This window comes from Micromonospora sp. CMU55-4, from assembly GCF_011602315.1.
GTDB lineage: Bacteria > Actinomycetota > Actinomycetes > Mycobacteriales > Micromonosporaceae > Micromonospora > Micromonospora chalcea.
The window spans coordinates 21,891-34,546 of record NZ_JAAOLH010000020.1 but is presented as its reverse complement, the minus strand read 5'-3'; the positions used below and the strand labels follow the sequence as shown (position 1 = coordinate 34,546).

Annotated in this window: 11 protein-coding genes; 7 read left to right on the top strand and 4 right to left on the bottom strand. The window is 74.4% G+C overall.

Features of this window, described 5'->3' with window-relative positions; all coding sequences use genetic code 11:
• Positions 1-37 precede the first annotated feature (37 nt).
• The gene (locus HA073_RS26965) at positions 38-1,012 is read right to left on the bottom strand and encodes a DMT family transporter (protein WP_166457577.1); all 975 of its coding nucleotides are present in this window, start codon (positions 1,010-1,012) and stop codon (positions 38-40) included.
• 90 nt (positions 1,013-1,102) lie between these two features.
• Between HA073_RS26965 and HA073_RS26960 the strand changes: the two genes are divergently transcribed.
• Together HA073_RS26960 and HA073_RS26955 are read left to right on the top strand one after the other, a co-directional pair.
• Positions 1,103-1,411, top strand: coding sequence for a helix-turn-helix transcriptional regulator (locus tag HA073_RS26960; RefSeq protein WP_043327981.1), 309 nt, complete (start codon positions 1,103-1,105; stop codon positions 1,409-1,411).
• Positions 1,412-1,454: 43 nt separating this feature from the next.
• Complete coding sequence (locus tag HA073_RS26955) at positions 1,455-2,084, top strand: DUF4232 domain-containing protein (RefSeq protein ID WP_113973541.1); 630 nt, start codon at positions 1,455-1,457, stop codon at positions 2,082-2,084.
• A 55-nt stretch (positions 2,085-2,139) separates the two neighbouring features.
• Here HA073_RS26955 and HA073_RS26950 read toward each other — a convergent pair whose 3' ends face one another.
• The 3 genes from HA073_RS26950 to HA073_RS26940 all read right to left on the bottom strand — a co-directional run bounded on the left by HA073_RS26950 (position 2,140) and on the right by HA073_RS26940 (position 6,512).
• A complete protein-coding gene (locus HA073_RS26950) occupies positions 2,140-2,589 on the bottom strand; it encodes a DoxX family protein (protein ID WP_113973542.1) in 450 nt (149 codons plus the stop codon).
• 150 nt (positions 2,590-2,739) lie between these two features.
• Positions 2,740-3,648: an ABC transporter permease gene (locus HA073_RS26945; RefSeq protein WP_043327978.1), complete on the bottom strand. Its 909-nt coding sequence runs from the start codon at positions 3,646-3,648 to the stop codon at positions 2,740-2,742.
• Positions 3,648-6,512: an alpha/beta fold hydrolase gene (locus HA073_RS26940; RefSeq protein ID WP_166457576.1), complete on the bottom strand. Its 2,865-nt coding sequence runs from the start codon at positions 6,510-6,512 to the stop codon at positions 3,648-3,650. The genes HA073_RS26945 and HA073_RS26940 overlap by 1 nt, the downstream gene beginning before the upstream one ends.
• A gap of 374 nt (positions 6,513-6,886) precedes the next feature.
• On the opposite strand from HA073_RS26940, the gene HA073_RS26935 reads away from it, so the two are divergent.
• From HA073_RS26935 to HA073_RS26915, 5 genes are read left to right on the top strand one after another with little or no spacing between them, the layout of a single operon-like run.
• The gene (locus HA073_RS26935; protein WP_069088727.1) at positions 6,887-8,068 is read left to right on the top strand and encodes a hypothetical protein; all 1,182 of its coding nucleotides are present in this window, start codon (positions 6,887-6,889) and stop codon (positions 8,066-8,068) included.
• On the top strand, positions 8,055-10,949 hold the full coding sequence (locus tag HA073_RS26930) for a nitrate- and nitrite sensing domain-containing protein (RefSeq protein ID WP_166457575.1): 2,895 nt from the start codon (positions 8,055-8,057) through the stop codon (positions 10,947-10,949). The genes HA073_RS26935 and HA073_RS26930 overlap by 14 nt, the downstream gene beginning before the upstream one ends.
• Complete coding sequence (locus HA073_RS26925) at positions 10,946-11,410, top strand: roadblock/LC7 domain-containing protein (RefSeq protein ID WP_043327977.1); 465 nt, start codon at positions 10,946-10,948, stop codon at positions 11,408-11,410. The genes HA073_RS26930 and HA073_RS26925 overlap by 4 nt, the downstream gene beginning before the upstream one ends.
• Entirely contained in the window at positions 11,407-11,856 is a 450-nt protein-coding gene (locus HA073_RS26920; RefSeq protein WP_043327976.1) for a DUF742 domain-containing protein, read from the top strand. The genes HA073_RS26925 and HA073_RS26920 overlap by 4 nt, the downstream gene beginning before the upstream one ends.
• Positions 11,834-12,628 (top strand): ATP/GTP-binding protein, encoded by a 795-nt coding sequence (locus HA073_RS26915; protein ID WP_176722823.1) that lies wholly within the window; start codon positions 11,834-11,836, stop codon positions 12,626-12,628. Before HA073_RS26920 ends, HA073_RS26915 begins: the two co-directional genes overlap by 23 nt.
• Positions 12,629-12,656: the final 28 nt, after the last annotated feature.

Genomic DNA, 12,656 nt, shown 5'->3' with positions numbered 1-12,656 from the left:
GGCCGCGCCACCCCGGGATCCCACGCTGTGGGCCGGCTCAGCGTCCGACCACCGCGGCCGGCTCCACCACGGCGGGCCGGTCCACCACCGCGAGCGGCTCCGGCGCCGTCGTGGTCACGGCTGCCGGGCGGGTACGGGTGACCAGGTTCGCGGCCACCAGGGCGGCGATGGTCAGCCCGGCGCCCACCAGCTCGATCGCGACCGGCCGGTACCCGCGCAGGATCTGCACCGCGAACGTGACCACCGGCACCAGGTTCATGAACAGCGCGGCGTCGGCCGGGCCGAGTCGCCGTACACCGGTGTTCCAGGCCAGCACCGCGAGGACGGCGGCGATCAGCACCGCGTACGCCAGTTGGGGGGCGACCGCGACGAGGTCGGCGGCGGCCGGCGCGTGCTGGAGCCCGGTGAGGTCGGCGACGGCGCTGGCGGCGAGCATGGCGAGCATGCCCGTGACGGCGGTCAGCGTGGTGTAGCGCAGCGCCGACCATTCGGGGAACCGGCTCGCGCCGTGCGTGTAGAAGGCCCAGCCGATCACCGCGCCCAGCATGAGCAGCCCGCCGACGCCGAACTGTCCGAGCCCGTCCAGCCGGCCGCGGGTGATCACCAGGCCGACGCCGACCAGGGCCACCAGTGCCAGTCCGAGCAGCGCCGGGCGGGGGCGTACGCCGTCGCGCGCCCAGCGGACCAGCTGGGTGATCAGCGGCACGGTGGCGCCGAACAGCGCGATCTGCTGCGGGGTGGCGTGGCCGAGGGCGAGGTTCGTCAGCGTGTTGAAGCCGGCGAAGCCGAGTGCGCCGAGCAGCCACACCTCGGCCGCGCGCCCGCGCGTGGCGAGTGCGGCCAGCCCTTCGCGGGCCAGCAGCAGGGCGACCAGCACGGCGGTGGCGAGGACGTACCGGGTGGTGGTCAGGTTGAGGGCGTCCACCCGGGTCAGCGCGCTCGCCAGCACGGGGAACATGACGCCCCAGCTGAGCACTGCGAAGATCGGGAAGGCGGCGGAACGGAAGCGCATCCCAGCTCCTATGTTCGAGTATCGTCGAACCAAACGCCACGACTCTAGGAGCTTGTTCGACGATTGTCGAACATGGGTTATCGTAGTCACATGGAGCTGCACGAACCCGAGCTGCGCGACGTCCCGGTCACCGCCGTGCTGGCGGCGCTGGCCGACGACGTGCGGCTGCAGATCGTGCGCGCGCTCGCGCCGGGCGGGGAGCACGCCTGCGGCTCGTTCGAGTTCGGCGTCTCCAAGGCCACCCGCAGCCACCACCTGAAGGTGCTGCGCGAGGCGGGCCTGACCCGCACCCGCATCGCGGGCACCACCCGGTACGTGCGGCTGCGCCGCGACGAGCTGGACCGCCTCTACCCGGGCCTGCTCGACGCCGTCCTCACCGCGCCCGCCCGGCCGCAATGATCAGCCTCCCCCGCCACTCCCGGCGGGATGACATGATCGCCTGATGCGGAAGGCGACTGCCCGGATCGGGCTCCTCGCCGGCGCGGCACTGCTCGCCGGCTGCACCCCGGCACCGGCCCCGGTCGACGGGCCGCCGTCGGCGCCACCCCGGCCCGGCGCCGAGCCCGCCGCCACGTGCTCCCCGGAGGGCATCCGGATCACCGGGCTCGGGGTGAGCGCGGCCATGGGGCTGCGGGCGATGGGCCTGGACCTGGTCAACTGCGGCGACCGCCCGTACGAGCTGCGTGGCTATCCGGCGGTCGCGCTCCGGGACGCCGACGGGGACGCGATAGCGGTACGGATCATCCCGGGCGCCGCGCCGATCACCGCCGGCTTCGACCACCCGCCCACCCGGATCGTGCTGGCGCCGGGCGAACGGGCCGGCGCGGCGCTGATCTGGCGCAACCTCGTCACCGACCCGACCGTGGTGGCCACCGCGGGCGCCGAACTCGACGTCGCCCCGTCGACCGGCCGGCCGGCGTACCCGGTCGAGCTGGACGGGCCGATCGACCTCGGGAACACCGGCCGGCTCGGCGTCAGCGCCTGGAAGCGCCGCGACGCCGACCCGGCGACGCAGGCGCCCCCGCGCTCCGATCCACCGGCCCCCTCGACCTCGCCGGTCAACCCGCTCTGACTCAGATCGCGGCACGGAAGCGCCCTCCCGTACCGCGATCTCGCCGGGCGGCGGATCAGACCGGAACCGAGGCGGGCGACGCGGTGGCGGGCTCGGCCGGGGCGGCGCGGCGGCGGGCGAGCAGCGCGTCCAGCGCCCAGTTGCCCGGGCCGAGCACGGCGACCAGCAGGAACGACCAGCAGAAGAGCGCCGCCAGTTCGCCGCCGTTCTGCAGCGGCAGCAGGTTCTGCGGCTGGTGCACAGTGAAGTACGCGTACGCCATCGAACCGGAGGCGAGCAGCGCGGCCGGACGGGTGAGCAGGCCGACGAGCACCAGCACGCCGCAGACGAGCTGGATCAGCGCCGCCCACCAACCGGGCCAGGTGGCGAACGGGACGGCCTCGCCGGAGCCTCGGTTACCGCCGAGGACGCCGAATATCGACGCCGCGCCGTGGCATAGGAACAGCAGCCCCACAACAGCGCGGAACAGGGACAGGACAGGGCCGCTGAGCTGGGTCGGAATCATGTGTGACCTCCTGGGGCGGGTGTTTGACCGCTCCAGGATGGCGATTGCACGTATCGATGTTAATCAATTTCTTTGCAGGCGGGACAATTGCATGGGAACGCTCCCATGATATGGGCGGACGCGCCAATGCGGGTACCCCCGACAGTCACCTCAGCTGGTGACGTCCTTGCGGGTGAAACGCCAGAAGGCCAGGCTCCAGAACAACGTGGCGTAGACGATTGCCGAGAACGCGCCCTTGACCACGTCGTCGGTCTGCATCGGCGTGGACAGCAACCCCAGCCAGGCGCTGCTGTAGTGGGTGGGCAGCAGGTTCCGCAGCCCGCCCAGCGCGGTGATCTGATCCAGGATGCTGGACAGGATCCAGAGCAGCACCGCGCCACCGACCGCGCCGAGCGCGGCATCGGTGGTCACCGACAGCAGGAACGCCAGCCCGGCCACCACCAGCAGCACCACCGCCAGGTACCCGAGCACCCCGAGCAGCCGCAGCAAGCCGTCGGCCGGGGCCAGCTCGGCCGAGACCTGGCTGCTCAACGGCTTCCAGCCGTACCGCAGCGTGCCGACCAGCAGCGCGGTGCCCGCGAGCAACAGCAGCGCCAGCCCGGAGTACGCGAGCGCGACGACCAGCTTCACCGCGAGCAGCCGGGCCCGGGGCACCGGCACCGCCAGCAGGTAGCGCAGGCTGCCCCAGCTCGCCTCGCTGGCCACCGTGTCGCCGCAGAACAACGCCACCACCACGACCAGCAGGAACGACGCGGAGACCAGGATCGAGAACAGGGTGAAGTTGAGCCCGCCCGAGGTGGCCAGGTCGGCCAGGCTGGAGAACTCGCCCCGCCCGCCGCGGTCGTCGTCTCCGGAGTCGAACTGGAACGCCACCAGGATGATCAGCGGCAGCAGCACCATGAACCCCAGCGCGAGCTGGGTACGCCGGCGCGACGCCTGCCGCCGGAACTCCGCGGCGAACGGAAGCGTGGCCGAGGGCCGGTAACCGGCCGCCGCACCGCCCGCGCCGGGCCCGGACGTGCCGCCACCAGGCGACGATGCCACAGACGAACCCGCCATCACCGGTCCCCGCTTCCCCGAGAGTTCTCGCCGACCAGGGCGAGGAACGCGTCCTCCAGGCGGTGCCGGGGCACCACCCGGTCCACTCCGATACCGGCCCGGACCAGCTCGGCCACCACCTCGCTGCGCGCGGTGCCGTTGGTGTCGACCACCAGCGCGCCCTCGGCGTCGGGCAGCACCCGTACGCCGTCGAGCCGGTCGAGCACCGTACGCGCCGCGTCCGGGTCGCTCACCTCGAACAGCACGCTCGGCGACTCGCCGACGATCTCCTCGACCGGACCCGAGGCGACGATCCGGCCCTTGTTCACCACCACGGCGTGCGTGCAGGTCTGCTCCACCTCGGCCAGCAGGTGGCTGGAGACCAGCACCGCCCGGCCGTCGGTGGCGTAGCGCTGGAGCACCCGGCGCATCTCGGCGATCTGCGGCGGGTCCAGCCCGTCCGTCGGCTCGTCCAGCACCAGCAGCTCGGGCAGGCCGAGCATGGCCTGGGCGATGGCCAGCCGCTGCCGCATGCCGTGGCTGTACTTCCTCGTCCGCCGGTGCACCGAGTCGCCCAGGCCGGCGATCTCCAGCGCCTCGTCGAAGTGCGCGTCCTCCCACGGCCGCCCGGTCGCCCGCCAGTACGCCTTGAGGTTGTCCAGGCCGGACAGGTGCGGCAGGAAGCCCGGCCCCTCGACCAGCGCGCCGATCCGGGACAGCACCGGCGAGCCGGGCACCAGCCGGTGCCCGAAGACGTAGATCTCCCCGGCGGAGGGCTGGGTCAGCCCCATCAGCACCCGCAGCGTGGTGGTCTTGCCCGCGCCGTTGGGGCCGAGCAGGCCGACCACCTGCCCGGGGTGCACCTCGAAGTCGACGTCGGAGACCGCGACGAAGCCGTCCGCGTACTCCTTGCGCAGGTTGCGCACGGCGAGCGGGACGCCCGCGTACTCCGGGTGCACGGAGTTGTCCTGGCGGCGGTGCCGGCGGCGGGTGAGCAGCACGACCACGACGAGCCCGAGCACGATTGCCGCGAGCAGACCGGCCAGCGCCCAGCGCCACACCACTGCCGTGGTGGGGATGGGCGTGGCCTCGACGGTGGGCAGCGTCAGCGGCCCGTCGGCCAGCGCCACCGTGTGCACGGCCGGCTCGGCCGGCGAGGCGTACGCCTGGTCCGACGTCGCCACCACGAGCCGCAGCCGGTGCCCGGCCTCGACCCGGCGGACGATCCCCGGCAGCGTGACGGTGACCGGCGTGGCCTCGTCGACGGAGCTGGGCAGGCCGGTCAGGCGCACCGGCGCGACCAGGCCGGACGGCAGCGTGGCCGTCCCCTGCGGGTCGACGTCGTAGAGCTTCACGAACAGCACCGCCTCGCCGGTCGGGGAGGCGGCCCGGATCCGCACGGTGGGCGCGCCCACCACGTCGACCGGCTCGTCCAGCGGCGCGGACTCGAAGCGGGCGTGCTGGCCGGGGATGTCACCGGCCACGCCGTCCAGCAGCGAGCCGAGCGCGCCGGCGAACGGCACCGAGGAGATCGCCGCCGGGTTGCCGTTGGGCGGTACGGCGACCGGCTGGGGCGGACCGGCGAGCGTGACCTCGCGGCGGTCCTCCCCGGCCAGGCCCGGATAGTCGGCGGTACGGAAGCCGGTGGCGACCAGGCCCCGGTCGAGCGCGTCGAACCCGGCGATGCGGGAGAACGTGAACGTGTCGCCGGGCGCCGCCCCGTCCCCCTTGACGTAGTGGTCGAGCCACTGCGCGGTCAGGAACTTCACCCGGTCGGAGTCGGAGGTGGGTCCGGAGCCGCCGTCGTGGCCGCCGGTGAACCAGGCGACCCGCACCGGCGTGCCGGCGGCGGCGATGCCCCGCGCGTTGGCGTCCGCCTCGGCCAGCGGGAAGAGCGTGTCCGCCTCGCCCTGGACCAGCAGCGTCGGGGACTTGATCCGGTCCAGCACGCCGGCCGGCGACGACCGGCGCAGCAGCTCGACCGCCGCCGCGTCGGCCCGGCCCGTGGTCGCGATACGCAGGTACGCGGCGCAGACGTCGGCGGCGAAGCGCCCGCAGGACGGGTCGGCGGCGCCGGCCGGCGCACGACCGGAGCCGGTACCGGGACCGGCGCCCGGCTGCGGGCTCGGCGGTCCGGCCGACTCGGGCGCGCCCTCCGGCGCGGCGGCGGTGGCCCCGGAGAGCCCGGCCGGACCGGAGCCGGCGTTCCCGCCGCCACCGAAGAAGATCCCCGCCCAGCCCTTCTTGAACACGCCGTCGGTGGGCTGCCGGCCGGTGCTCTCCGGCAGGAACGCGCGGGACAGGTCGTTCCAGGTGATCATCGGGACGATCGCGTCGACCCGCTGGTCCTGCGCGGCCAGCAGCAGGGCCAGGCCGCCGCCGTACGAGCCGCCGACCACGCCGACGCGGGGGTCGCCCGGCGAGTCGAGGCGGATGTCCGGCCGGGCCGCGAGCCGGTCGAGCAGGCGCTGGGCGTCCCGCACCTCGTAGTCGGGGCTGTCCAGGTGGATCTGGCCGCCGCTGCGCCCGAAGCCGCGGGCGGTCCAGGTGAGCACCGCGTACCCCCGGGCGGCCAGGTCCTCGGCGTCGGAGCGAGCCGAGTCCTTGGTGCCACCGAACCCGTGCGCCAGCAGCACCGCCGGCACGCGGTTCGCTTCCGACGCGCGGTCCGGCAGGTAGAGCGTGGTGTCCAGCTCGACCGGCTCGTCACCGGAGGGCCCGGAGCGGACCGTCACCAGCGCCGACTCGGTGCGGAAGTCCGGGCTCTGCGGCCGGGCCACCCAGACGAGCGCGGCGGCGACGAGGACTACCACCGCCACGACGGCGACGATCCGGCGTGGGCGTCCGGCCAGGGCGCGCCGGATCCGCGCGACTGGTGATCTCATGCGGCACACGGTACGGGCCGATCGCTGTGCATTCGCTGAGATCCGCCGTACGTCCGTCCGGTTGCGCCGTTCGTCGTTCGCCCACCGTCGTCCGCCAAAGGTCCAGAGCATCCCAGCGGCACATGTTCGGATCATGTGAATTCACATCTACACGCGCAAACCATCGTCGATGTCACTTCTCGGCAACATGATCGGACGCTGAGTGACGTCGAAGCTCACTCAGCGTCGCCCAGAATGGACTGACGTGAAGCCGACTCATCGGCCGAGGTTGCACAGACGTCCGGTTCGGCTACTTTTCCGGTCCGGTGCACGGGACTGCGTACGGCGACCTCCCGGGGCACCGAACGCCCCGCCGTCGCCGGAGGAGACACACCATGACAGTCCCCGCGCCGCGGGTCCGTCGGCGGCCCGCCGTACCGGGCCGCACGCTTCCCCTGCTGCTGGTGCTGGCGCTGCTCGTACCGCTCGGGTTCATCTTCGCCCAGTCCGAGAGCAGCGCCGCGGACGATCACGACCTGGCGAGCCGGGAACGGCTCGGTGTGCGCTACCTGCGCGCCCTCGGCCCGATCACCGACGCGCTGGTGGAGGCCCAGGCGATAGCGGTCGCCGAGGGAGCCGTCTCCCGGGGCGCGCTCACCGCCGCGATCGAGGGCGTCGCCGAGGTGGACAGCGCCGTCGGCGACGAGTTGCGCACCCACGAGCGCTGGGCCGGGCTGCGGGCGAAGCTCGAGTCGCTGCCGGACCGCGGGCTCGGCGACCCCGAGGCGGCCTTCCGGGCCTACGGCGAGGCGTCCGACCTGCTCCTGGCCCTCTACCGCAAGGTGCGGGAGAGCTCCGGGTTGATCCGCGACCCGCGCTCGGACTCGTTCTTCCTCCAGGACGGCATCGGCGGTGACCTGCCCACCGCGACCGTGCTGGCCGGGCGGCTCGTCGACCTGGCCCGGCTGGCGGCCAAGCGCCCCGCCGCCGAGCGCGCGCGGACCGGCGCGGAACTGGCCGAGCTGCGCGTCGCCGCGCTCGGCCCGGCCACCGACCTCGTCGCCGACCTGCGCTCCGCCGTCGACAGCTCGGAGAGCACCGACCTGGGCGCCAACGTGCTCACCCCGCTGGACACCTACCAGCGCTCGCTGGAGACGTTCTCGGTGTACTCGGCGCCCGGCGGCGGGCGGTCCGCGCCGAGCACCGACCAGCTCACCCAGGCCGGCATCACCGCGCAGAACGCCGCCAAGCAGCTCCGGACGGTCATCCTCGACCAGCTCGACGCGCTGCTGAAGGAACGGCTGGACGCGATCGACCGGGACCGCCTGCTGGGCCGGGCCGCGGCCGGCACCGCTGTCGCGCTGCTCGCCGGGATCGCCGCGCTGCACCTCGCCGCGCTACGGCGGGCGCGGGCCGCCGGCCCTCCCCCGGCGCGCCGCACGCCGGCCGAGGCCGGACCGCCACCGGCGGTCCACGCTGACCCGCCGATCACCGTGTCCGAGGGTGACCGCCAGCCGGTCGCCGTCGGCCGGGGCGGCGACGCCGACCGGTGGAGGCCGTTCGATGCTGCTCGCTAGGTTACGGATCCGGGGCAAGCTCGCCCTGCTGGTGATCATCCCGCTGCTCAGCATGGTCGGGCTGGCCGTTCCGGTGGTCATCGACCGGGTGGCCGCCGCGCAGCGGGCCGCCGACACCGCCGAGACGGTCCGCATCGCCAGCCGCGTCGGCAGCCTGGTCCAGGATCTCCAGCAGGAACGCCTGCTCTCGGTCGGGCTGCTGCTCGGACGGGTGTCCCGCACCGAGCTGATCCAGAAGTCGGCCACCGTCGACGACCGGGTCGCCGATCTGCGCGCCGAGACGCTGCCGACGACGGTCCGCGAGAGCCTCGACGGGGTACGCAAGCTGGACGACGTCCGCACCGCCACGCTCGCCGGCCGGGCCAGGCCGGACCAGATCCTGACCGCGTTCAGCGAGGTCGACACCGCCCTGATCGACGCGCTGCGACTGCCGTACCAGGTGGACACCGACACCGCCGCCGGGCGGCAGGTGCTCGCCCTGGACGCGTTGCTGCGCGTCGACGAGGCGCTCAGCTCCTGCACCACCCAGATCGTGCTGGTCAAGGCGACCGGCGACCCGCGGATGTCGCGGTCGTTCGTGGCGTGCATGGCGGCGCTCAACGTCGACAACCGGCGCTTCCGCCGGCTGATCACGCCGGAGCAGCTCAAGGTGGCCGAGCTGGACGACGCGGCGGTGGCCGCGCGGACCAGCCCGACGTTCCTGGTGGACAGCCTCCGGGACCCCGACGCGGCGATCGCGCCGGTCTCGCTGGACGTGCTCTTCCCCGCGTCCCGGTCGATGATCACGCTGGGCCAGTTCGTCGAGAAGAAGGTCGTCGCGGACGTCATCGCGGAGACCCGCGCCCGGGAGCGGGAGGCTCTGACCGCGGCCTGGCTGGTCACCGTGGCGGCGGGCGTCATCCTGCTGGTCGTGGTGCTGCTGAGCATGACGGTGGCCCGTACCGTCGCCCGCCCGCTGAGCCGGCTCACCCGCTCCGCCGAGCGGGTCGCCCGGGTCGCCGAGGCGGAGCTGACCCGGGTCGCCGACGACGAGTCCGAGAGCGTGCCCCCGGTACGCCTCGACCCGGTGGAGGTGAGCGCCCGGGACGAGATCGGTGAGCTGGCCCGCGCGTTCGACCGGGTGCAGCACACCGCCGCCCGGCTGGTCGAGCGGCAGGTGGCCGGACGCCGCAACGTGGCGCAGATGTTCGGCCACGTCGGACGGCGTACCCAGAACCTGGTCGGCCGCCAGATCGCGCTCATCGACCGGCTGGAGCGGCAGGAGACGGACCCGGGCCGGCTGGAGCACCTGTACCGGCTGGACCACATCTCCAGCCGTCTGCGCCGCAACGCGGGCAGCCTGGTGGTGCTCTCCGGCGCCACCGGCTCGGACGGCCACGTGGCGCCGGTCCCGCTGGCCGACGTGGTCCGGCTCGCGCTCGGCGAGATCGAGGACTACACCCGCGTCGACGTGGAGGTGCCGCCCGGCGTCGCGGCGGCGCCGGCGATCGTCGGCGACCTGGTGCTGACGCTGGCCGAGCTGATGGAGAACGCCACCTCCTTCTCGGCGCCGCACACCCGCGTGGTGGTGACCGGCGAGCTGACCGACGGCGGCGCCCGGCTCGTGGTGGTCGACCACGGCATCGGCCTGACCGAGGAGCGGATGGCCGAGGAGAACGCGCGGTTCGACCGCCGGGAGCGGCTCGACCTCGCCCCGACCGAGGTGCTCGGCCTCTTCGTCGTCGGCCGGCTGGCCCGGCGGCACGGCTGGCACGTCCGGCTGACGCCGACCCCCGGGGGCGGAGTCACCGCCACCCTGGAGGTCCCGGCCGACTCGCTCGTGGTCCGCCGCCCCGAGCCGGTCTTCGCCACCGCCACGCTGGCCGCTGTGCCGCCCGGCGGGCACGAGCACGGGACGGCAGCGGTCGAACCGCCCGCCGGCTTCGACGCGGAGCTGCTGAGCCGGGCCACCCGCAGCATGTCCAGCGGCAACCCGTGGAACGCCTTCGGCAAGCGGGACGACGCTCCGGAGCCGGCCGAGGATCCGGGCCTGCCCACCGCCGGCGCGCCGCCCGCCTGGCCGCCGGCCGCAGGTGCGCCCGCCACCCGGCCGGCCGGGCCGGTGGCGCACCCCGGCCGTACCTCCCCGCCGACACCGGTCGTCGGCCCGGTCCCGGTCGCTCCCCCGGCCGCCGGGCCGACGACCGGCCCGACCCGCACCGCGCCGGCCGGCCCAGCCCTGACCCCACCGGCGGGTCCGGCCCTGACGCCGCCCGCCGGCCCGGCCCTCGCACCGGCCGCCGGGGCCGGCCTGGCCGTCGGGCCGTCGTCGCCACCGGCTGTCCGGCCGGCGCGCACGCCGACCGTCGGGTCCGCGCCCGTACCGACCGCCGGACCGGCGTCGGCCCCGCCGGTCGGTCCGGCCCGCACGGCGCCCCCCGCCGGTGGTCGCCCGTCGGCCCCGGCCGGGCCGGAACCGGTCGGCCCGCCCACCGGACGGCCCGGCACGCGGTCGCCGATCCGGCAGCGGGTGCCCGGCGCGAACCTCCCGGCCCCCGCGCCCACCACCCCGGCCGCCCCGGCGACCGGCGGGCCGCTGATCGGCGTACCGGCCGATCCGGCATCCGTCCGGGCCCTGGTCGAGGCGTTCCAGGACGGCGTACGCCGGGCCGAGGGCCACATCACCCTCGTCCCGCCCGCAACGGAGCGTCCCCGGCTGAGCCGGCGGGTGCCGGGCGCGAATCTGGCCGACACCCCGGTCCAGTCCACGCCCCCGGCCAGCTCCGACCCCGGCGACCCCGTCGAGGTCCGCAATCTCGTCAACGAATTCGAGGCGGGCGTCGCCCGCGCTCTGCGCGAAGTCAGCCCAGACCGTCATTACGAAGAGGACCCATCACGGTGACCAGCCCCTTCTTGCACGACAACATCGAACAGAGCGCCGCCGGCGACCTCAGCCCCGAGGCGCGCACCTTCAACTGGCTGCTCGACTCGTTCACCTCCAGCACCGCCGGGGTGATGGAGGCGATCGCGGTCTCCTCGGACGGGCTGCTGATGGCCATGTCCGCCATCAAGGACCGGTCCAACGCGGAACGGCTCGCCGCCGTGGTCTCCGGCATGACCAGCCTCGCCGGAGGCGCCGCGAGCTGGTACGCGCTGGGCGCGCTCAACCGGGTGATCGTCGACATGGCCGAGGGTTACCTGCTGATCAGCGCGATCAGCAGTGGTTCGGTCCTCGGCGTCGTCGCCGACCGGACGGCCAACCTGGGCACCGTGGCATACGAGATGACGCTCTTCGCCGGCCGGGCCGGCGGCGCCCTGAGTCCCCGCCTGATCGCCGAGCTGAAGAACGCCGTTCAGCAATGATCCCGGGGGCCGCCGGCGCGGACCCGGAGCCGGAACCCGGCATCCGGGTCCGCCCCTTCCTGCACGCGTCCGTTCCGGTTCCGGAGCCGGACGCGGGCGACGGGGAGCCGACCGGCCCGCGCCCGTTCGTGCTGACCGCCGGACGAGTGGACGGCGACCCGGCGATCGGTCTGGAGACCCAGGTCACCGCTCGTCCGGGCAGCACCTCGTGGGCGGTGACGGCCCGGCTGTCCCCGGAACTGGCGGCGATCGTCGCGATCTGCGCCGAGCCCGTCTCGGTGGCGGAGATCTCCGCCCGGACCCGGATGCACTTCGGTGTGACCCGGGTACTCGTCGGCGACCTCCGCGCCGCCGGCCATCTCGACGTGCACGTCGCGGACGGCGACGACGCCCTCGATCCCGACATCATCCTGCGAGTGATTGATGGACTTCGTGCGATCTCCTGAATGGCCGGCGGCGGCCCTGGGCGGGCCGTCCGCGAACAGCGCCCCGAGCCGCTACGGCGGACCGGCCCCGCTGATCGGCCGCGCCACACCGCCACCGCCCACCCCGCCGCTGCCGTACCTGCCGCCCGGGGTGCCGCCCCAGGAACCGGCCCCGATCGTGAGCCGGGTCCCGGCGCCCCGCCCGCCGATCCCGGTCAAGATCCTGATCGCCGGCGGGTTCGGGGTCGGCAAGACCACCACGGTGGGGGCGATCTCGGAGATCGCGCCGCTGACCACCGAGGCCGAGATGACCACCGTCGGGATCGGCATCGACGACCCGGGCGGCGTCGCCGGGAAGACCACCACGACCGTCGCCATGGACTTCGGCTGCGTCACCATCGACCGCAGCCTCAAGCTCTACCTCTTCGGTACGCCCGGTCAGGCGCGGTTCGGTTTCATGTGGGACGACCTGGCCCGGGGGGCGCTCGGCGCGCTCGTGGTGGTGGACAGCGCCCGCCTCGACGACTGCTATCCGGCCATCGACTTCTTCGAACGTTCCGGGCTGCCGTTCGCCGTCGGCGTCAACGCCTTCGACGGGCGGCTGGCCCTCGACCTGCCGTCGATCCGCTGGGCGCTGGCGATCGCGGAGCACGTGCCGCTCGTGCAGTTCGACGCCCGGGACCGGCTCTCCGTCCGGGACGCCCTGCTGGTCGTCCTGGACCGGGCGCTGGACCGGGCGACCCGTTCGGGGCGGCGCGGCGACGGGCCCGCCCCGCAGCCACGGGCGGGCTGAACACCGACAGTCGTTTCGATCCGTTGTC

Bases quoted from the DNA above. Each gene is read 5' to 3' on its own strand.
- HA073_RS26965 (WP_166457577.1), bottom strand. From the start codon at position 1,012: ATGCGCTTCCGTTCCGCCGCCTTCCCGATCTTCGCAGTGCTCAGCTGG.
- HA073_RS26960 (WP_043327981.1), top strand. From the start codon at position 1,103: ATGGAGCTGCACGAACCCGAGCTGCGCGACGTCCCGGTCACCGCCGTG.
- HA073_RS26955 (WP_113973541.1), top strand. From the start codon at position 1,455: ATGCGGAAGGCGACTGCCCGGATCGGGCTCCTCGCCGGCGCGGCACTG.
- HA073_RS26950 (WP_113973542.1), bottom strand. From the start codon at position 2,589: ATGATTCCGACCCAGCTCAGCGGCCCTGTCCTGTCCCTGTTCCGCGCT.
- HA073_RS26945 (WP_043327978.1), bottom strand. From the start codon at position 3,648: ATGGCGGGTTCGTCTGTGGCATCGTCGCCTGGTGGCGGCACGTCCGGG.
- HA073_RS26940 (WP_166457576.1), bottom strand. From the start codon at position 6,512: ATGAGATCACCAGTCGCGCGGATCCGGCGCGCCCTGGCCGGACGCCCA.
- HA073_RS26935 (WP_069088727.1), top strand. From the start codon at position 6,887: ATGACAGTCCCCGCGCCGCGGGTCCGTCGGCGGCCCGCCGTACCGGGC.
- HA073_RS26930 (WP_166457575.1), top strand. From the start codon at position 8,055: ATGCTGCTCGCTAGGTTACGGATCCGGGGCAAGCTCGCCCTGCTGGTG.
- HA073_RS26920 (WP_043327976.1), top strand. From the start codon at position 11,407: ATGATCCCGGGGGCCGCCGGCGCGGACCCGGAGCCGGAACCCGGCATC.
- HA073_RS26915 (WP_176722823.1), top strand. From the start codon at position 11,834: ATGGACTTCGTGCGATCTCCTGAATGGCCGGCGGCGGCCCTGGGCGGG.